The organism is Kitasatospora sp. NPDC054768, assembly GCF_053612025.1.
This window is the reverse complement of record NZ_JBSHBN010000134.1, coordinates 7,617-25,942: the sequence shown is the minus strand read 5'-3', so window position 1 is coordinate 25,942 and position 18,326 is coordinate 7,617. Positions and strand designations below refer to the sequence as shown.

Annotated in this window: 17 protein-coding genes; 10 read left to right on the top strand and 7 right to left on the bottom strand. The window is 71.9% G+C overall.

Annotated features, from left to right (window positions below; genetic code table 11):
• Together ACWGKU_RS30660 and ACWGKU_RS30655 are read left to right on the top strand one after the other, a co-directional pair.
• A partial coding sequence (locus ACWGKU_RS30660) for a BlaI/MecI/CopY family transcriptional regulator (RefSeq protein ID WP_452191646.1) occupies window positions 1-443 on the top strand: 443 nt, incomplete at its 5' end.
• Window positions 440-1,387: a M56 family metallopeptidase gene (locus ACWGKU_RS30655; protein ID WP_452178984.1), complete on the top strand. Its 948-nt coding sequence runs from the start codon at window positions 440-442 to the stop codon at window positions 1,385-1,387. The genes ACWGKU_RS30660 and ACWGKU_RS30655, both read left to right, overlap by 4 nt.
• 196 nt (window positions 1,388-1,583) lie before the next feature.
• On the opposite strand, the gene ACWGKU_RS30650 is transcribed toward ACWGKU_RS30655, so the two are convergent.
• The 3 genes from ACWGKU_RS30650 to ACWGKU_RS30640 all read right to left on the bottom strand — a co-directional run bounded on the left by ACWGKU_RS30650 (window position 1,584) and on the right by ACWGKU_RS30640 (window position 5,289).
• Window positions 1,584-2,603, bottom strand: coding sequence for an acetamidase/formamidase family protein (locus ACWGKU_RS30650; protein WP_452178983.1), 1,020 nt, complete (start codon window positions 2,601-2,603; stop codon window positions 1,584-1,586).
• Window positions 2,600-4,096 carry an APC family permease gene (locus ACWGKU_RS30645; RefSeq protein WP_452178982.1) on the bottom strand — a complete coding sequence of 499 codons (1,497 nt, stop codon included), beginning with the start codon at window positions 4,094-4,096 and terminating at the stop codon, window positions 2,600-2,602. Before ACWGKU_RS30645 ends, ACWGKU_RS30650 begins: the two co-directional genes overlap by 4 nt.
• A 116-nt stretch (window positions 4,097-4,212) precedes the next feature.
• Window positions 4,213-5,289 (bottom strand): ABC transporter substrate-binding protein, encoded by a 1,077-nt coding sequence (locus ACWGKU_RS30640; RefSeq protein ID WP_452178981.1) that lies wholly within the window; start codon window positions 5,287-5,289, stop codon window positions 4,213-4,215.
• Between the two features lie 55 nt (window positions 5,290-5,344).
• On the opposite strand from ACWGKU_RS30640, the gene ACWGKU_RS30635 reads away from it, so the two are divergent.
• Entirely contained in the window at window positions 5,345-5,875 is a 531-nt protein-coding gene (locus ACWGKU_RS30635; protein ID WP_401051704.1) for a MarR family winged helix-turn-helix transcriptional regulator, read from the top strand.
• 117 nt (window positions 5,876-5,992) lie between these two features.
• On the opposite strand, the gene ACWGKU_RS30630 is transcribed toward ACWGKU_RS30635, so the two are convergent.
• Window positions 5,993-7,078, bottom strand: a complete 1,086-nt coding sequence (locus ACWGKU_RS30630) for a C40 family peptidase (protein WP_401051701.1) — start codon at window positions 7,076-7,078, stop codon at window positions 5,993-5,995.
• Window positions 7,079-7,603: 525 nt separating this feature from the next.
• Between ACWGKU_RS30630 and ACWGKU_RS30625 the strand changes: the two genes are divergently transcribed.
• The 3 genes from ACWGKU_RS30625 to meaB are packed head-to-tail and all read left to right on the top strand — an operon-like array spanning window position 7,604 to window position 12,711.
• Complete coding sequence (locus ACWGKU_RS30625) at window positions 7,604-9,502, top strand: methylmalonyl-CoA mutase family protein (RefSeq protein ID WP_401046221.1); 1,899 nt, start codon at window positions 7,604-7,606, stop codon at window positions 9,500-9,502.
• Window positions 9,499-11,712: a methylmalonyl-CoA mutase gene (gene scpA, locus ACWGKU_RS30620; RefSeq protein ID WP_452178980.1), complete on the top strand. Its 2,214-nt coding sequence runs from the start codon at window positions 9,499-9,501 to the stop codon at window positions 11,710-11,712. The genes ACWGKU_RS30625 and scpA overlap by 4 nt, the downstream gene beginning before the upstream one ends.
• Window positions 11,713-11,724: 12 nt before the next feature.
• Window positions 11,725-12,711, top strand: a complete 987-nt coding sequence (meaB, locus tag ACWGKU_RS30615) for a methylmalonyl Co-A mutase-associated GTPase MeaB (RefSeq protein WP_401046216.1) — start codon at window positions 11,725-11,727, stop codon at window positions 12,709-12,711.
• Here meaB and ACWGKU_RS30610 read toward each other — a convergent pair.
• The gene (locus tag ACWGKU_RS30610; protein WP_452178979.1) at window positions 12,642-13,229 is read right to left on the bottom strand and encodes an ATP-binding protein; all 588 of its coding nucleotides are present in this window, start codon (window positions 13,227-13,229) and stop codon (window positions 12,642-12,644) included. The two genes, meaB and ACWGKU_RS30610, sit on opposite strands and share 70 nt — an antisense overlap.
• Before the next feature lie 77 nt (window positions 13,230-13,306).
• Between ACWGKU_RS30610 and ACWGKU_RS30605 the strand changes: the two genes are divergently transcribed.
• Window positions 13,307-14,650 carry a helix-turn-helix domain-containing protein gene (locus tag ACWGKU_RS30605; RefSeq protein WP_452178978.1) on the top strand — a complete coding sequence of 448 codons (1,344 nt, stop codon included), beginning with the start codon at window positions 13,307-13,309 and terminating at the stop codon, window positions 14,648-14,650.
• Between the two features lie 12 nt (window positions 14,651-14,662).
• Entirely contained in the window at window positions 14,663-15,136 is a 474-nt protein-coding gene (locus ACWGKU_RS30600) for a hypothetical protein (RefSeq protein WP_452178977.1), read from the top strand.
• A 6-nt stretch (window positions 15,137-15,142) separates the two neighbouring features.
• On the opposite strand, the gene cyaB is transcribed toward ACWGKU_RS30600, so the two are convergent.
• Window positions 15,143-15,712, bottom strand: a complete 570-nt coding sequence (gene cyaB / locus ACWGKU_RS30595) for a class IV adenylate cyclase (protein WP_401046205.1) — start codon at window positions 15,710-15,712, stop codon at window positions 15,143-15,145.
• Between the two features lie 14 nt (window positions 15,713-15,726).
• Entirely contained in the window at window positions 15,727-16,578 is an 852-nt protein-coding gene (locus ACWGKU_RS30590) for a helix-turn-helix domain-containing protein (RefSeq protein WP_401046203.1), read from the bottom strand.
• A 311-nt stretch (window positions 16,579-16,889) separates the two neighbouring features.
• Here ACWGKU_RS30590 and ACWGKU_RS30585 point away from each other — a divergent pair, with 311 nt between their 5' ends.
• Both ACWGKU_RS30585 and ACWGKU_RS30580 read left to right on the top strand, forming a co-directional pair.
• Window positions 16,890-17,066 carry a hypothetical protein gene (locus ACWGKU_RS30585; protein WP_401046201.1) on the top strand — a complete coding sequence of 59 codons (177 nt, stop codon included), beginning with the start codon at window positions 16,890-16,892 and terminating at the stop codon, window positions 17,064-17,066.
• Window positions 17,063-18,262 (top strand): methyltransferase domain-containing protein, encoded by a 1,200-nt coding sequence (locus ACWGKU_RS30580; RefSeq protein WP_452178976.1) that lies wholly within the window; start codon window positions 17,063-17,065, stop codon window positions 18,260-18,262. Before ACWGKU_RS30585 ends, ACWGKU_RS30580 begins: the two co-directional genes overlap by 4 nt.
• The last annotated feature ends 64 nt before the right edge of the window (window positions 18,263-18,326 follow it).

Genomic DNA, 18,326 nt, shown 5'->3' with positions numbered 1-18,326 from the left:
CGCCGTACCATGGGCCGCGTTCCGGCGGGCGAAAGGCGCCGGTGGTCGGCTCGGCGAGGGAGAAGAGGGCGGTGCTACGGGGCTTCGGCGATCTGGAGGCCGAGATCATGGACCGGTTCTGGTCCTGGGGCCGGCCCGCCACGGTGCGCGAGGTGGTGGACGACCTCCAGCGGGAGCGGGCGGTCGCCTACACCACCGTCACCACGGTCGCGGACATCCTGCACACCAAGGGCTGGCTGCGCCGCGACAAGGTCGGCCGCGCCTGGGTGTACGAACCGACCTGCACCCGCGAGGAGTACACCGCCCGGCTGATGCACCAGGCGCTGGAGACCACCCCCGACCGGGCGGGCGCCCTGCTCCACTTCGTCGACCGGATCAGCGGGGACGAGGCCTCGGCCCTGCTCGCCGCCCTCGAACAGGTGAAGTCCCGGGGCCCTGAGTGACCCTCGCGGTGCTCTGCCTCCAGCTGCTGGTGACCGGCGTCCTGCTGCCCCGCCGGCTGGCCGGCTCCGTCCGGCTCCAGGCCCGTCCGGCGACGGGCGCGGCGCTCTGGCTCGCCCTGATGGCCTCGTTCACGGTGGCCCTGCTGCTCACCGCGCACCACGCGGTGGAGCCCTTCGCCCACCGGCCGGCCGGCCTGCTCGGCCTGTTCGGCCTGTTCGGGCGCCCCCCGCACGGCGAACCGGCCGGGCCCGGCCTGCCGCACACCCACGACTGGTGGCTGCTCACCGTCGGCGCGGCCCTGTTCGCCGCCCTGGTGACGGCCGTCGGTCTGCGCACCGGACGGGACCGGCGACGGCATCGGGCGGTACTGGACGTGGTCGGCGTACCGGACCGGCGCTGGGACGCGCTGGTGCTGGAGCACGGCCGGCCGACCGTCTACTGCCTGCCCGGGCGCCGCTCCCGGGTGGTGCTGTCGCGCGGGGCGCTGCGGCTGCTGGACGAGCGGCAGCTCGCGGCGGCCGTCGCCCACGAGCACGGGCACATCCGCGGCCGCCACCACCTGTTCCGGCTGCCGGCCGACACCTTCGCGCTGCTGCTCGGGCCGCTGCCGCTGGCCCGGCTGGGGCGCTCCGAGGTGGCGCTGCTGCTGGAGATGGCGGCGGACGACGCGGCGCTGGAGCGGGCGTCGCGCGACGAACTGGCGTCCGCCCTGTGCGCGTTGGCGACCAGCGGCCCGGCTCCGGCCGCCGCGGCCGAGTCCGGGGCCGAGTCCGGGGCCGGGGCCGAGTCCGGCGGGGCCCTGGGGGTGGCGTCCACCGGGGTGCTCGCCCGAGTCCGGCGGCTGGCCCGGCCGGGGATCGGACGGCGCCGGCCGGTCTGGCGGTTCGGGGTGCCGGTGCTGCCGCTGCTCCCGTACCTGCTGGTCTGCGCGCCGCACCCCTGAGACACCCCGGGGCGCCCCCGCGGGCCCGTCGGCGTGGGGGTGCCGACGGGCCCCGGGTGGGGGCGGGGTGGGGGTCCGCGGGATTTGCCGGGACTTTGACCCACGCGGGCGAACCCACGGGTCGACGTCGTGCGTCCGGACCGGCACGTCCGGGCCGATGCGTCCGGATCCGCGGACCCGGACCGGCGGGGCGCCGCTACCGGTGCCGCAGGTACGCCCCGGCGGTCTCGCGCAGGCGGTCGTGCAGCCCGTGGTAGGCGCGGGCCCGGCCGAGCAGGTTCTTCGGCAGCTTGGCGACCATCGTGTAGTTGGTGTCGCAGACGTTCGCCGCCGGAGCCAGCCCGGCCTGACTGACCAGTTGGTAGGCGTCGAGCTGGTCGAGGCCGAGCAGTTCGCCGGTCCAGCCGACCAGGTCGTGCTGGCTGATCCGGAACGCGTCCTCCAGCGGACGGGCCGAGCCGGTGCTGATCAGGAAGTCGTCGTTCTCCAGCCGGGGCCAGGCCGGGCCGCCGCCCTTGATCAGGTCGACGATCACGGTGGTGCGCATCGCCGCCTCCACCGCCGTGCCGCAGACCTCGCCCTCGCCCTGGCGGGCGTGGCCGTCGCCGAGGGCGAGCAGGCCGCCCTCGGCGTTGACCCGGAAGTAGGCGGTGGTGCCGGCCCGCATCTCGGGGGTGTCCAGGTTGCCGCCGTGCGCGCCCGGGGTGATGGAGGCCAGCACCTCGCCGGCCGCCGGGGCGACGCCGACCGTGCCGTGCATGGGGTCGAGCGGCAGGTCCACCGTGAAGTCGCCGGTGCGGGCCCGGAACCGGCAGACGCCCGACTTGACGTCCAGGTCGTAAACCCAGACCCGCTCCTCCAGGGGCGGGTGGAGCATCGCGGTGGAGTGGGTCGCGGTCAGCGCGCCGAAGTGCGGGAAGGTGCTGGAGATGCCGTACTCCCGGGCCGGGGTGATCTCCGCGAAGTGCACCGCGAGGACGTCCCCGGGCTCGGCGCCGGCCACCGCGATCGGGCCGGCGACCGGATTGAGGTAGGGGAAGACGCACACCTGGCTGGGCAGGTCGCCGGTGCCGCGCACCTTGCCGCCGAAGCAGTCCTCGGTGGTCAGCTCGATGACGGTGCCGGGCCGGACGGTGACCAGCGGGGCTCGGCCGCCGAAGGTGTAGGCGTAGTCCTCCGGGGTCGGGTTCAGCTGGACGATCTCGGGCAGGCTCACTGCTTCTCCTTGGCGGTGTTCGGGGCGGCGGCGGTGGCGGCGGCACCGTCGGTGGCGGCGTCGTTCGTGGCGGCCTCGGTGCGGGCGGCGGCACCGTCGGTGGTGGACTCGGCCTCGGCGACGGCCAGCCGGGGCTTGCGCCCGGTCGCCGTCAGCCCGGCGAGCACGATCCCGCCGACGAGCAGCCAGACGAAACCGAGCCGCTGGGCCGCGATGTTGGCGTTGACGACCACGTACGCGAGGATCGCGAAGCCGAGCGCCGGGGCGATCAGGTGCCGCCAGTAGTCCTTGCTGCGCCTGCGGACGAGGTAGTGGACGACCACGGCGACGTGCAGGACCAGGAAGGTGGTCAGCGCCCCGAAGTTGACCAGGGTGCTGAGCAGGGTGATGCCGTCCTCGCGCGAGGCCGTGAAGAGGCCGAGCACCAGCGAGATCCCGGCGGTCAGCAGGGTCGCGTTGACGGGCACCCGGCGGGTGGGGTGGATCCGGGCCAGGAAGGCGGGCAGCTGGCGGTCGCGGGCCATCGCGTACAGCAGCCGGGAGGTGGCCGCCTGCGCGACCAGCGAGTTGGCGAAGCCCCAGGCCACGGCGGTGGAGGCGGCGGTCAGCGTGGCGAGCCAGCCGCCGGCGGCGGTGCGGGCCGCGTCGTAGAAGGCGGTGCCGTTCGGGTCGCCGTCCCGGATCAGCGCGTCGGGGTCGGCGACCAGCAGCGAGGCGACCCAGGTCTGCACGATGAACAGTGTGCCCGCGAGCAGCAGTGCGGCGACCATGGACCGGCCGATGGCCTTGGCGGAGTCGCGGTTCTCCTCCGAGAGGGTGGAGATGCCGTCGAAGCCCAGGAAGCTGAGCACCGCGATCGAGACCGCCCCGAAGGCCAGGCTCCACGAGAAGGTGTGCGGGTCGTACAGCGGGGTGAAGTCGAAGCCCCGGCCCTTGCCGTTGGCCAGGGCGATGACCCCGACCACCACGAACAGGGCCAGCACGACGAGTTCGCCGATCAGCATCGCCCTGTTGACCCGGTTGGTGGTCTCGATGCCGAGGTAGTTGACCACGGTGTTGAGCAGCACGAAGCCGATCAGCCAGAGCCAGACCGGGATGGACGGCACCAGCGAGTTCATGGCCACGCCGGCGATCAGGTAGAGCAGTCCGGGCACCAGCACGTAGTCGAGCAGGATCATCCAGCCGGACAGGAAGCCGACCGGGGCGGCGATGCCGCGGCCCGCGTAGGTGTAGACCGAGCCGGCCATCGGGAAGGCCCGGGACATCTGGGCGTACGACAGGGCGGTGAACATCATCGCCACCATGCCGAGGACGTAGGCCAGGGCGACCATGCCGCCGGAGCCCTGGAAGACGCCGCCGAAGATGCCGAACGGTGCGATCGGCACCATGAACACCAGCCCGTAGACGAGCAGGTCGGTGAAGCCGAGCGATCGGCGCAGTTCCTGCTGGTAGCCGTAGCTCTCGATGCCCTGGGGCGCGGGTGTGTCGGCCATGGTGCTCTCTCTCCGTGACGACCCTGCGGGTGTGTGGGGAGACTGTAGAGGCAACTATTTCCAGATGGAAGGGTTTTGCCGCGGCATTCCACCTGACGGGAAGGAGGCACCCGCAGTCAGTGCGGCAGCACCGCGAAGCCGAGGCCCTCGGCCCGGGCGAGGTGGATCCGCGCCCGGCCCGCACCCTCGCGGCGCAGCAGCCGGCCGGCCGCCGCCAGCAGACCGTCCGGGGCCAGCGCCCCGCGGGCCGCCAGGTCGGCGAGCAGGTGCAGACCCTCGTACAGCCCCACCGCGTAGGCGTCCAGGACCGGCGCCCACGGGCCGCACAGCGCCCGGTGCCGCTCGGCGAGGCTCTGCCGGCACTCCTCCGCCAGCGTCGCGAAGGAGGGCATCGCGGCATAGAGCGTCCCGGTGTCGTCGCCGCCGAGCGCGAGCAGGCCGTTCTCCTCCAGGGCGCCGGAGAGCCGCACCAGCGTGCGGTCCAGCCCGCTGCGCCGCAGCGCCCGGTTGAAGTGCACCAGGTCACGCCCGATCAGGCTGAGCAGCAGGGCGTCCGCGCGGGCGGCGCGCAGCGCGTCCAGCAGCGGGTCGAGCATCTCCTCGACCGCCCCGAACGGGACCCGCCGCTCCAGCACCACCCGGGCACCGGCCCGCGCCGCGAGACCCTCGGCGGCCCGGTGGACGGCGCGCGGCCAGATGTAGTCGTTGCCGATCAGCGCCCAGCGGCTAATTCTGTGACGAATCGTCACTTCTCGTACTGCTGACCCGAGTTGACGGTACGGGTCGATGCCGGTGCAGAGCACGCCGGGCAGCCGGGAGCCGCCCTCGTGCGGCGGGGTGAAGAGGTACGCGATGCGGCCCGCGGCGACACTCTCCACCGCCCGGTGCACATCGCTGGTGTGGCACCCGGCGAGCGCGTCCAGCGCCCCGGCGTCCAGCAGCCGCCGTACCTCGCCGGCGACCCGGCCCGGCGCTCCGCCGCCGTCCACCAGCACCAGCTCCAGCGGGCGGCCCCGGACACCGCCGGCCGCGTTGACCTCGTGCGCGGCGAGCAGCGCCCCGTCCAGCGCGGACGGGCCGGTGAGACCGAGCGGGCCGGACTGCGGCACGACGAGGCCCACCCGAAGCGCCGCCCCCTCCCGTACCGAGTGCAGCGCGTCGAGCGGATCGATCAAGCTCACCTCGACGCTCACGGTGCGAGTATCGTCGTACCGCCGATATCGGGAAAGGCCGGAGAGGGAGCGTCCGATGACCGCAGCTGGTGCCGCGCCGGGGATCGACGCCCGTCCCGGTGATCCCGTCGGCCCGGCCGCGAACCGGTCCCCGGGTGAGTCCGCGGGCGCGTCCACGAGTGAGTCCCCGGGCGACCGTCCCGCCGCCCCCGAGCCGCTGCTGGTCGAGCTGGTGACGCTGGCCCACCGCCGGCTCTCCGGCGGCCTCGCCGCCGCCCTGGCCGAGGAGGACTGCACCGTCGACCAGTGGCGGCTGCTGCGCGCCCTCGCGGACGGCCGGGGGCACGCGATGGGAGAGCTGGCCCAGGCCCTGCTGATCCCGCAGGCGAGCCTGAGCCGGCTGGTGGACTCGCTGTGCGACTCCGGCTGGGTCTACCGGCGCCAGGACGACCAGGACCGCCGCCGGATCACCGCCCACCTCTCCCGCCAGGGCCGCACCCGGCTGACCCGCCTCGACGCCCTCGCCGCCGCCCATGACGCCGCCGTCCGCCGGGCCTGCGGCCTCACCGACCCGGCGCACCTGCTGCAGCGGCTCGCCGCGCTCTGACCGGCCCGTCCCCCGACCGGCGCCGCCACGACGGCGGCGGCCCGTCCCGGCCGATGCCCGCGCAACGACGACGGCCCGCCCCCGCCGAAGCGGGAACGGGCCGGTGGTGGCGCGCGGTCAGGCCGGGCGGACGGCGCCCTTGTACGGCATCGCGGAGATCGGCAGGACCTCGATGTTCTTGCCCGTGCGCGGGGCGTGGATCATCTTGCCGTCGCCGATGTACAGGCCGACGTGGTGGATGTCGTCGTAGAAGAAGACCAGGTCGCCGGGCTGGAGGTTGGCCCGGTCGACGTGCGGGCCGTCGTTCCACTGGTCCTGGGAGATCCGGGAGAGCTTGACACCCGCCGCGCGGTAGGCGGCGCCGGTGAGGCCGGAGCAGTCGAAGCTGTTGGGGCCGGTCATGCTCCAGCCGTAGGGCTTGCCGAGCTGGGCCTGGGCGAAGGCGATGATGGTCGCGGCCCGGCCGCTGGCCGCCGGCACCGGGGCGTTCATGTCCGGGCGGTCGGCGGAGCGGGAGGCGCGGTCCTTGGCGGCCGCGGTGGCGGCCTGCTGGGCCTCGGCCTTGGCCTTCTCGGCGTTCTGCTGGGCGTTGATCTTGGCGCGGTCCTCGGCGCTGAGCTTGTTCAGCATCGCCTGGGCCTGGGCCAGCTTGCCCTGGATGTCCTTCTTCTGCTCCGCCAGCTGCGTGCCCACCGAGTCGAGCGCGGCCAGGGTGGCGGTGGCCTCGGCGCGGTCCTGGTCGAGCTTGCGCTGCTCGTCCTGGGCCTGCTTGAGCAGGTTCGCCTGGGATTCGGAGACCTGGCTCTGCACCGCGGCGCGCTCCAGGTAGGCGGACGGGTCGGAGTCGAGCATCAGCTGGACCGACGCGTCGATGCCGTTGGTGCGGTACTGGTCGGCGGCGACCGCGCCGAGCCGGGTCCGCAGCTCGTTCATCGCCTCCTGGCCGCGGGCGACCTTCTCCTGGATCAGGTTGGCCTCGCCCTGGAGCTTCTGCTGCTTCTCCTGGAAGCCGTTGAACTTCTCGATCGCCTGCTCGGCGTCCTCGTTGAGCTGGTCGACCTGTTCCTTGACGGAGGCGAGGCTCGGGGTCGGCTCGGCGTGGGCGGTGCCGGAGGCGAGGACCGCGCCGCCGGCCGCCATGGCCGTGGTGAGGACCGCCATGCGGGCCCGGCTCGGCGGGTTGGGCTTGCGACGCTTTCCCATGACGGTCGCCCTCCTTCGGGGGAATCTGGGGACGGTCCGGACGGGGCGGGGGACGGCTCGGCCGGGACCGGGGACAGCGAAGGCGGGCAGGGCGAGCAACGGGGGGGTGCTGCCCCGCCCACCTTCTTCGAAGTAACTTAATAGATGAGGGCCCGGGTTCCGCAATCCCCCTGATCATGACGATTTGACGGCATGACGGGACATCGATCGCGTTCCGTGCCATCGGCGTTGACCTCGGACGCCGCCGCTCGCCGACGACGGCCCGGGACCACCCCGCCCGCCGCGGCCACCGACCGCCGCCGCCACCCCTCCCCGCCCCTCCGCTCCCCGGTCGCTCCCCGGCCGTTCCCCGGTTGCTCCCCGGTCGCTCCCCGCCACGACACCCCCTCCCGCCCCTGGTGTCACCTGCGCCGACACCCCATGACACTCCCCGTCCCGGCGAGTGCCCGAAATCGGCCCGATCGAGGGAAAGGTCACACGGAATCCCCCTCCTGCGGCCCTGCGAACGGGCGCTAACCTGCGCACATGAAGGTCCCGCCCGAAGGGCTCCCCCTCGCAGCCGAGTTCCCGGCCGCGCACCGTGAGCAGTGGCAGCAGCTCGTCCAGGGCGTGCTGCGCAAGTCCGGTGCCGAGCCCGAGGACGGCCCCGCCGCCGAGCAGGCGCTCACCACCCGGCTCCAGGACGGGCTGAGCGCCCACCCGCTGTACACCGCCGAGGACACCGCCGCCGCCCCGGGCTACCCGGGCTTCCCGCCGTTCGTGCGCGGCAGCCGGCCGCAGGGCTCCGCCGTGGCCGGGTGGGACGTCCGCCAGCGGCACGCCGACCCGGACCGCCGGCGCACCAACGAGGCCGTGCTGGCCGACCTGGAGCACGGCGTGAGCTCGCTCTGGCTGGAACTCGGCGGCGCGGGCCTCCCGGTGGACGCCCTGCCCGAGGCACTGACCGGGGTGTACCTGGACCTGGCCGCCGTGGCGCTCGACGCCGGACCCGAATTCACCGACGCCGCCGAGCAGTTGTTCCGGCTGTACGAGGAGCGCGAGGTCTCCCCCGGCGCCGCCGCCGGCAACCTCGGCGCCGACCCGCTCGGCCTCCAGGCGCGCACCGGTCAGAGCGCCCGCACCGGGACGCTGCTCGCCGAGGCCACGACGCTGGCCGCCCGCTGCGCCGCCGGGTACCCCGGCCTGCGCGCGCTCACCGTGGACGCCCTCCCGTACCACGAGGCCGGTGCCTCCCCCGCCCAGGAGCTGGGCTGCTCCCTGGCCACCGGCGTCGCCTACCTGCGCGCGCTGACCGCCGCCGGGCTCTCCGTGGACGACGCGCTCGGCCAGCTGGAATTCCGCTACGCCGCGGACGGCGACCAGTTCCTCGGCATCGCCAAGTTCCGTGCCGCGCGCCGCCTCTGGGCCCGGGTCGCCGAGGTCTCGGGGGCCGGCGCGGCGGCCTCGGCGCAGCGTCAGCACGCCGTCACCTCCCGGGTGATGATGACCGCCCGCGACCCGTGGGTGAACATGCTGCGCACCACCATCGCCTGCCTGGCCGCCGGGGTCGGCGGCGCCGACTCCGTCACCGTGCTGCCCTTCGACAGCGCGCTCGGCCTGCCGGACGCCTTCGCCCGCCGGATCGCCCGCAACACCCAGGCGATCCTGCTGGAGGAGTCCCACCTGGCCCGGGTGATCGACCCGGCCGGCGGCTCCTGGTACGTCGAGCAGCTGACCGAGGAGCTCGCGCGGGCCGCCTGGGCCTGGTTCCAGGAGATCGAGCGGGCCGGCGGCCTGCGCGCCGCCCTGGAGGCCGGCCTCATCGGCGAGCGGATCGCCGCGACCTGGGCGGAGCGGTCCGTGCGGCTCGCCAAGCGGCGCGAACCGATCACCGGCGTCAGCGAGTTCCCGCACCTGGACGAGCAGCCGCTGGTCCGCGAACCGGCCCCGGCCGCGCCCGGCGGCGGGCTGCCGCGGGTGCGCCGCGCCGAGGCCTACGAGGCGCTGCGGGACCGCTCGGACGCCCGGGTCGCCGTCGACGGCGCCCGCCCGGCCCTCTTCCTCGCCTCGATCGGCAACGCCTCCGCGCACACCGCGCGCACCACCTTCGCCGCCAACCTGTTCCAGGCGGGCGGCATCGCGACGGCCTCGGCCGAGTCCGTCGACCCGGCGGCCTTCGCCGAGGCGTTCCGGGCCTCCGGCGCCACCGTCGCCTGCCTCTGCTCCAGCGACGCGCTGTACGCCGAGCACGCCTCGCCCGTGGCCGAGGCGCTCAAGGCGGCCGGCGCCAGGCGGGTGCTGCTCGCCGGACGGCTCGGCGAACTCCCCTCCGGAGTGGACGAGTTCATCTTCGCGGGGGGCGACGCGATTGCCGTCCTGACCTCCCTCCTCGACCAGATCACCGGTGCGGACGGCACCGACGAGACCAAGGTGGCGGCCCGATGATCCCCGACTTCACCGGCATCGGGCTGGACGGCGGCGCGGGCATCGCCGACGGCGCCGTCAGTGACGACCAGTGGCAGGCCGCCTGGCGGCAGTCCACCGGCAAGGACGTCGACGAGCTGCTCTGGGACACCCCCGAGGGCATCGGCGTCAAGCCGTTGTACACCGGCGCCGACCTGGCCGGCCTGGACTTCCTGGAGACCTACCCGGGCATCGCCCCGTACCTGCGCGGGCCCTACCCGACCATGTACGTCAACCAGCCCTGGACCGTCCGCCAGTACGCGGGCTTCTCCACCGCCGAGGAGTCCAACGCCTTCTACCGCCGCAACCTCGCCGCCGGCCAGAAGGGCCTGTCGGTCGCCTTCGACCTGCCGACCCACCGCGGCTACGACAGCGACCACCCGCGCGTCACCGGCGACGTCGGCATGGCGGGCGTCGCCATCGACTCGATCTACGACATGCGCCAGCTGTTCGACGGCATCCCGCTGGACAAGATGTCCGTGTCGATGACCATGAACGGCGCCGTGCTGCCGGTCCTCGCGCTGTACATCGTCGCGGCCGAGGAGCAGGGCGTACCGCCCGAGAAGCTCGCGGGGACCATCCAGAACGACATCCTCAAGGAGTTCATGGTCCGCAACACCTACATCTACCCGCCGCAGCCGTCGATGCGGATCATCTCGGACATCTTCGCGTACACCTCGCAGAAGATGCCCCGGTACAACTCGATCTCCATCTCCGGCTACCACATCCAGGAGGCCGGTGCGACGGCCGACCTGGAGCTCGCCTACACCCTCGCCGACGGCGTGGAGTACCTGCGCGCGGGCCTGGACGTGGGCCTGGACGTGGACGCCTTCGCGCCGCGGCTGTCGTTCTTCTGGGCGATCGGCATGAACTTCTTCATGGAGGTCGCCAAGCTGCGCGCGGCCCGGCTGCTGTGGGCCAAACTGGTCAAGCAGTTCGACCCGAAGAACCCCAAGTCCCTTTCACTGCGCACCCATTCGCAGACCTCGGGCTGGTCGCTCACCGCCCAGGACGTGTTCAACAACGTCACCCGCACCTGCGTGGAGGCGATGGCGGCGACCCAGGGCCACACCCAGTCGCTGCACACCAACGCCCTGGACGAGGCACTCGCCCTGCCCACCGACTTCTCCGCCCGCATCGCCCGCAACACCCAGCTGCTGCTCCAGCAGGAGTCGGGCACCTGCCGGGTGATCGACCCGTGGGGAGGCTCCGCGTACGTCGAGAAGCTGACCCACGACCTCGCCGCGAGAGCCTGGGAGCACATCCAGGAGGTCGAGGCGGCCGGCGGCATGGCCAAGGCCATCGACGCGGGCATCCCCAAGCTGCGCGTCGAGGAGGCCGCCGCCCGCACCCAGGCGCGGATCGACTCCGGCCGCCAGCCGGTGATCGGCGTCAACAAGTACCGGGTGGAGAACGACGAGCAGATCGACGTGCTCAAGGTCGACAACTCCTCGGTGCGCGCCCGCCAGATCGAGAAGCTGCGCCGGCTGCGCGAGGAGCGCGACGAGACCGCGTGCCAGGATGCGCTGCGCGCGCTGACGGCGGCCGCCGAGGCCGGTCCGCGGCGCGGCGGCTCGCTGGACGGCAACCTGCTGCACCTGGCCGTCAACGCGGCCCGCGCCAAGGCCACCGTCGGCGAGATCTCGGACGCCCTGGAGAAGGTGTACGGCCGCCACTCCGGCCAGATCCGTACCATCTCGGGTGTGTACCGAGACGAAGCGGGCCCGTCGGCCTCCCTCCAGCGCACCCGCGACCTGGTCGAGCGGTTCGAGCGGGCCGAGGGCCGCCGACCGCGCATCCTGGTCGCCAAGATGGGGCAGGACGGCCACGACCGCGGCCAGAAGGTGATCGCCACCGCCTTCGCCGACCTCGGCTTCACGGTGGACGTCGGCCCGCTGTTCCAGACCCCGGCCGAGGTCGCCCGCCAGGCCGTCGAGGCGGACGTCCACATCGTCGGCGTGTCGTCGCTGGCCGCCGGGCACCTGACCCTGGTGCCCGCGCTGCGCGCCGAACTCGCGGCGGCGGGACGGGAGGACATCACCATCGTGGTGGGCGGGGTCATCCCGCCGCAGGACTTCGACGCCCTGTACGAGGCCGGCGCGGCGGCGGTCTTCCCGCCGGGAACGGTCATCCCGGACGCGGCGTACGACCTGCTGAAGTCCCTGGCGGCCGATCTCGGCCACGAGCTGTGATCGCCTGATCCCATGCCTCCGCGGACGATCGACCTCGACAGCTACGTGACGGGTGTCCTGGACGGCTCGCGCGCCTGGATCGCGCGCGCCGTCACCCTCGTCGAGTCCTCCCGGCCCGACCACCGCGTGCTCGCGCAGCAGCTGCTCCAGCGGCTGCTGCCGCACGCGGGCGGCGCCGTCCGGGTGGGCATCACGGGGGTGCCCGGTGTCGGCAAGTCGACCTTCATCGACTCCTTCGGCACCATGCTCACGGGTCAGGGCCACCGGGTCGCGGTCCTCGCCGTCGACCCGACGTCCAGCCGGACCGGCGGCTCCATCCTCGGCGACAAGACCCGGATGGAGCGCCTCGCCGTCGACCCTGCCGCATTCGTCCGACCGTCCCCGACCTCCGGGACGCTCGGCGGGGTCGCCAAGGCCACCCGGGAGTCCATGGTGGTGATGGAGGCGGCGGGCTACGACGTGGTGCTCATCGAGACGGTGGGCGTGGGCCAGTCCGAGACCGCCGTCGCGGGTATGGTCGACACCTTCCTCCTCCTCAGCCTCGCGCGGACCGGCGACCAGCTGCAGGGCATCAAGAAGGGCGTGCTGGAGCTCGCGGACGTCATCGCCGTCAACAAGGCGGACGGCCCGCACGAGACCGACGCCAAGGCGGCCGCCCGCGAACTCGCGGGCGCGTTGCGGCTGCTGCAGCCGCCGGACGCCGCCTGGACGCCGCCCGTACTGACCTGCAGCGGCCGCGACGGCGCCGGCCTGGACGTCCTGTGGGAGCGGCTGCAGCAGCACCGCAAGGTGCTGGACGCGACGGGGGCTCTGGCGGCGAAGCGCAGGGAACAGCAGGTCGAGTGGGTCTGGGCGATGGTCCACGACCAGCTCTACGCCCGGTTGCACGAGAATTCGGAAGTGCGGCGCCTGACCCCCGAGTTGGAGACTCAGGTCCGCGCCGGCACCCTTCCGGCGGGACTGGCGGCGCAGCGGATCCTGGACGCCTTCTTCGGCTGACTCAGAGCGTGCAAGTCGAGCGCCGTGCCCCACCCCTGCGTGGGGCACGGCGCTTCGTCCGTTGCGGGGTACTCGAACCACACCACCTTGCCCGTCGCCGTCGGGTGCCACCCCCACGCGGCCGCCAGCGCCTCCACGAGCAGCAGACCCCGCCCGTTCGTCGCCTCCTCCCCGGAGCACTCCCGGCCCGGCAGCCCCACACCCCGGTCGGCCACCTCCACCCGCACCCGCCCGCCGCGCCGGAGGACGGTGACGACACATCGGTCCTCCGTGTGCACCAACGCGTTGGCGATCACCTCACTCGCGCACAACTCAAGTTCCTCAAGGGCGACTTCGGAGAGCGACACGCCCCACTCCCGCACGATCGCCACCACCAACCGCCGCGCCCCCGGCACGGCGCCGGGCCCCGGCGGCTCCCCCCACTCCATCGGGACAGGAAACCGGGCATTGCTCAATGGACTGATCACCACGTGCACACTCCAAGCCAGCCAGGCGTACAACTGCCAGCGAATGGCCACTCGTCGGTGTCTCAACAGTCGCCGAGACACCGACACACAGCCAATTCCTCACGTTCAGTAAACGATCCATCACAATCATGAGACCATCGATCATGCGGTGTTCGCATATGGATATGCGAGCACCGCATCAGGCCTCTTCAGTTGGTGCGGTATTGCTCGTAGCCTTGGGTGGAGTGTTGAACTGGAATTCAGAGGTCATCCGGGAAGCATCTCGGGCGAGGGACTACGGCAAGATTATCGAGCTGACTCGAACCCACCAGCGCATGACGCAGGCGCAGCTGGGCCGGACGTGCGGGATGTCGCAGTCGGCTATCTCCCGACTGGAGAAACGAGGCGCCCACCCCTACGCCATGGACATCCTGCTGAGGGTCTCGCAGCACCTGGGAATCCCAGCAGCCCTCCTCGGACTCGCCGAATCCCCGGCCCGAGTACGAATCGGAACTGAGAGCGTGGATAGGCGTCAATTCTTCGGAGCGGCCGCAGCAGTTGCCGTATCGCCCGCGCTGGCCACCGCCATCGACTGTGCAGACAAGGCCGAGCAGCAGGCCTCCTCGCTTCGGCTTGTCACGACGTCCTACCGTCGCTTGGACGGATCGACGCTCTCCCGCGAGCTCGCGGAGGCTGTCCGACCACATCTACGGCTGATCCAGGGCCTCATTGGTGCAGCCCCGACCGATGCTCATCGGATCAGGCTCGCCGCCGTCGCGAGCGAGGCAGCGAGCCTGGCTGCTTGGCTGGCCTGGGACACAGGAGACAACGGATCAGCACGCTCGTTCTACGGAGCGGCCATCAAGGCCGCTCGGTCGGGAGCGAATCCCCTCCTTGCCGCTTATCAGATGGGGAGCCTTGCACAATTCGAGGCCCACGCCGGCAATGGAGCCATAGCACTCGGCCTCACAAAGCGAGCCCGCGGATTCCTGGATCCCGAGTCCCCCACCCTTGCCGACGCATGGCTGTCAGCTGTGGAGGCGCTCGGACACGCAGCCTCAGGCGATCAGCGCAGTTGCGACCGCGCACTGACGCTCAGCCGAGCTGGTGCCAATGCCAGCAATCACGGACAACCTCCGCCTTGGCCATGGGTATTCACGTTCGATGAGGCCAAGGTCGCCGGCTTCAGGGTGGCATGTGGCGCCAGTCTCGGACTCCCCAGGTGGGTCTCGGACAGCGCTGGACCTGCCCTCGCCACTGGTCACGCGAAGCAGCGTGCGCTCCTGATGCTGGACCTCGCGGCAGGACGGCTTGCCGCAGGGCAGATCGAAGCAGCATTTGCGCTCGCGGCAGAAGCTCTGAAGACCGGCCTCCAGTACCGTTCAGGGCGAATCATCGAGCGGAGCCGCGCACTTCGACGGTCGCTCAGCACCTCCTCGCTACCCAAGGTCGTGAGGGAGTTCGATGACCGTCTCCACGGCGTCTACCTCTAGGAAAGGACAGCTATGCGAATCGGGATCACGGGGCACCGAGGGCTGACGGCCGAACTGGAGGCGCAGGTCCGGCAACTCCTCGAAGACGCCCTCCCGAGCGAGGACCCCTCCACCCTCACCGTCGTGTCCTGCATCGCGGACGGGCCGGACTCGTGGTTGGCGGAGCTCGCACTCAAGCGCGGAGGACGGCTGGAGGTCATCGTCCCGGCGGACCAGTACCGGGACGGGCTTCCGGCGCGGCATCACCCCGTCTACGACCGCCTGTTCAACTCTGCCACCGCCGTACACCGCACCGGCCACCTGGAGTCCGACGAGACCGCCCACCTGGCCGGCGGTGAACTCCTCATCGACCACATCGACAAGCTCGTCGCCGTCTGGGACGGCCTACCGGCCCGCGGCCAGGGCGGCACGGCGGACGTGGTCGCACACGCTCGCCGGCGCGGCGTGCCGGTCGAGGTGCTCTGGCCGAAGGGCGCGCACCGGTAGCGGCGGTCAGGCGGGACGGACCGCCGCTACGGCGTCGGTGTACAACCCGGTGGTCAAGTCCCCCTCCTCCACGCCGAGTTCCTCCAGCACCGCACGGACCGCGGCGAGCGCCGATCCGAGATCGGCCTCGCCCACGGCTGCGGTCTCCACCTCGATGAACGTGGCGTCCCCCAGCTCGGGCACGCGCACGAGCGTCGCGAGCAGCCGCCGGCCCCCACGGCCGAACTCGTAGTTGCGGCAACGCTTCTCGAACGCGATGCGCGGCACGAAGCCCAGCCCCCGGACGATCTCGTGCAACGCAGCGGCATCCTCGACCCTGGTCTCGGCCTCCGGCTTCGACCCGGACTCCTCGTCCACCCGGGCGCCCTTGTACGTCAGCACGGTGCGGGTGTCGTCCTGGCCGTGCACGGTACGGATCCGCAGCTCACGGTCGGCGCCCATCAGGCTGCCGTCCGGCGCGTCGTAGTACGTGTCCCGGTAGACCTCGGCACGGCCGATGCCGTACCGCTCCTCCAACTGCTTGAGCACGCCTTCCGGATCCCGCACGACCGCCTTGAGCTCCGCTTCGATCGCCATCCCAGCTCCCTCCGTCAGATCACACGCTCACCGCTGTCCACCATGGCATCGAACTGCCGGCACCAGCCCCGGTACAAGGGACCGTGCGGAGCGGGCAGCACCTTGTAGGTTGCCGACTGGTGTCCTTCCCAATCCGCGTCGAAGGATCCCACGAAGAGCGTGCGATCCAGCCTGATGACCCGCCACACCGGCACCGTCCGGTACAGGTACACCTCGACCCGCGCGCAGTCGGAAAGCTCCCGAAGTCGAGCTTCCGCGAGTCGGATGCCCCCGGCGAGCGAGGCGGTGGATTCTCCGATCTCGGCAGCTCGGCGCTCAGCGGCCGGCGATTCCGGATCAAGGAGCAGCACCCGTAGACGGGGGGCCGGGCCACCATCGCGGTCCAGATGCTGGCGGAGCAAGGAGTCCCGCAAGGCAAGGAGACCAAGACCGCGTACGGCCAGGACGTCCAGTTCGGCTGCCGATCTCGCCGCCCGTTGGATCTCGGCGGACGCCGATGCCTGGTCGCTGTACACACGGACGATCTCGGGAAAGGCTGCCAGGTCGAAGGCAGATCCGGGTGTACGTCGGCCGTCCGAGCGTGGCGCCAGCCCGAGGAGTCGCCGCGCATCATCGGGAAGGTTGAGCCCGTCGGCGATTCGCTCGAAGACGTCCAACTTCGTCACCAGCCGACGGCCGTTGAGGATCTCATTCACCCGGCCTTGCGTCATCCCCACCTGGACCGCCAATCGGGCCTGACTCGCACCGCTGTGGTGCTGCACGTAGCGGAACAGGGCGGCCACGTCGCGATCCCCCAAGGCACACCGAACCTGCTCGTTCTGCCAGGCAAGGTCAGCGAGCCTGATCGGTTCGAGTGCTGTGCCCATGAGGCGAACCTCTCGTCAGTCGATCCATCCCACAGTGAGATTACCGCTTGGGTATCGGCACTCACGTTCAGTGACACGATCCTTCATGTGTGACCTGCCAAGGAGCCCCCAGTGGCACTGAGGCGAACTCCGCTGTCCCACAACGGTCATGGCACACCAGCCCCACGAACGACAGGATCAGGCGCATGACCACTCCGTTTCCCAAGCCCCCGCGTCCCCCCGCGCCGCCGGGGCCCGGGCCGGACATGCCGGTGAGCGGACCGGCCGACAGCAGCACCACGACGACCATCACGACCAGGTAGGAGAATCCCATGGGATGGGGCCTCGGTAAGGACGGCAGCTCCGGCGGCGGTACCGGTGCCAACGACGGCGGTCAGGGCAAGCACGCGGGCAACAAGGACTTCAACACCACCCCGCAGAACCAGGACCACCAGTCCGGAAAGTCCGACAGCAAGCACGGCAAGGACAAGGACGACGACCGCAAGTGACCGACAGCCGGAACAACCTGGAGCAGGTCGGCACCGCCGGCCTGCTCCAGGCCGTCTCCCACCACCTGGGCCATGACATGGCCCCCGAGTGGCGCAAAGCCGCCGAAGCGACTCCGCGCCACCGTTTCCTTCCCGACCGGATCTGGCTGAGCAGCGACGGCGACGAGTTCGCGCTCTGCGATCGCGGGCACGATCCCGAACGGTGGTTCGCCGCCGCCTACGCGGACGGCCCCGTGGTGACGCAGATCAACGACGGGCAGGAGGTGGACGACCTGTCCGACGCCCTTCCGTCCTCCTCGGCCTCTGCTCCGTCGATCGTCTTCCAGATGCTCGAACTCCTCGGCCTCGAACCAGGAATGAGAATCCTCGAAATCGGCACCGGCACGGGGTTCAACGCGGCGCTCCTCTCCCACCGGCTGGGCGACGTCAACGTGACCACGATCGAGATCGACCCGGATGTCGCAGAACTCGCCCGTGCCAACCTCACGGCCAACGGCTACGCGCCGACCTTGATCTGTGGCGACGGGAGCCAGGGCTGGGACGCCGGCGCGCCGTACGACCGTGTGATGGCCACCTGTTCGGTGCGAGAGGTTCCCTATTCCTGGATCAACCAGTGCAGGCCCGGCGGAGTCGTCCTCACTCCCTGGTGCGACGACTGGAGTCACGGTGGGCTGCTCCGCCTGACCGTCGCCGACGACGGGACGGCCACCGGCCGCTACTCCCCCGACAGCGCTTTCATGCTGATGCGCACCCAGCGCCTCGACCTCCGCCTCTTCCGCGACGTCGTCCTGGACGAGCACGTACCGACGGAGTCCACGACCACCCTCGACCCGTGGGCCGTCGCCGATTCCGCCTTCGAAACGCAGTTCGCCCTCGGCCACCGCCTCGGCGACCTCTGGTACGCCTGGCACCACGACCCGGAGGTCGAGGGCGTGGCGACCCGCCTCTGGGTGGCCACGACCGACGGCGACTCCTGGGCGGCCGTCGACTGGGACGGCGCCGAGAACACCGCGCACTACACCGTGTGGCAGCACGGCCCGCGCCGGCTCTGGGAAGAGGTCGAAGCCGCTCACCGGTGGTGGCTCGACAACGACCGCCCCGGGCCGGACCGGCTCGGCTTGACCGTCACGCCCGAGGGGCACACCGCCTGGCTCGACCACCCGGCGAACGGGTGGCCCTTGGGAAGGCCCTCGTGACGCCGGAGCGGGGGGGCCCCCCCCAGCGGGTGGGGCACCCGCCCCACGTGTACCGGTAGAAGGA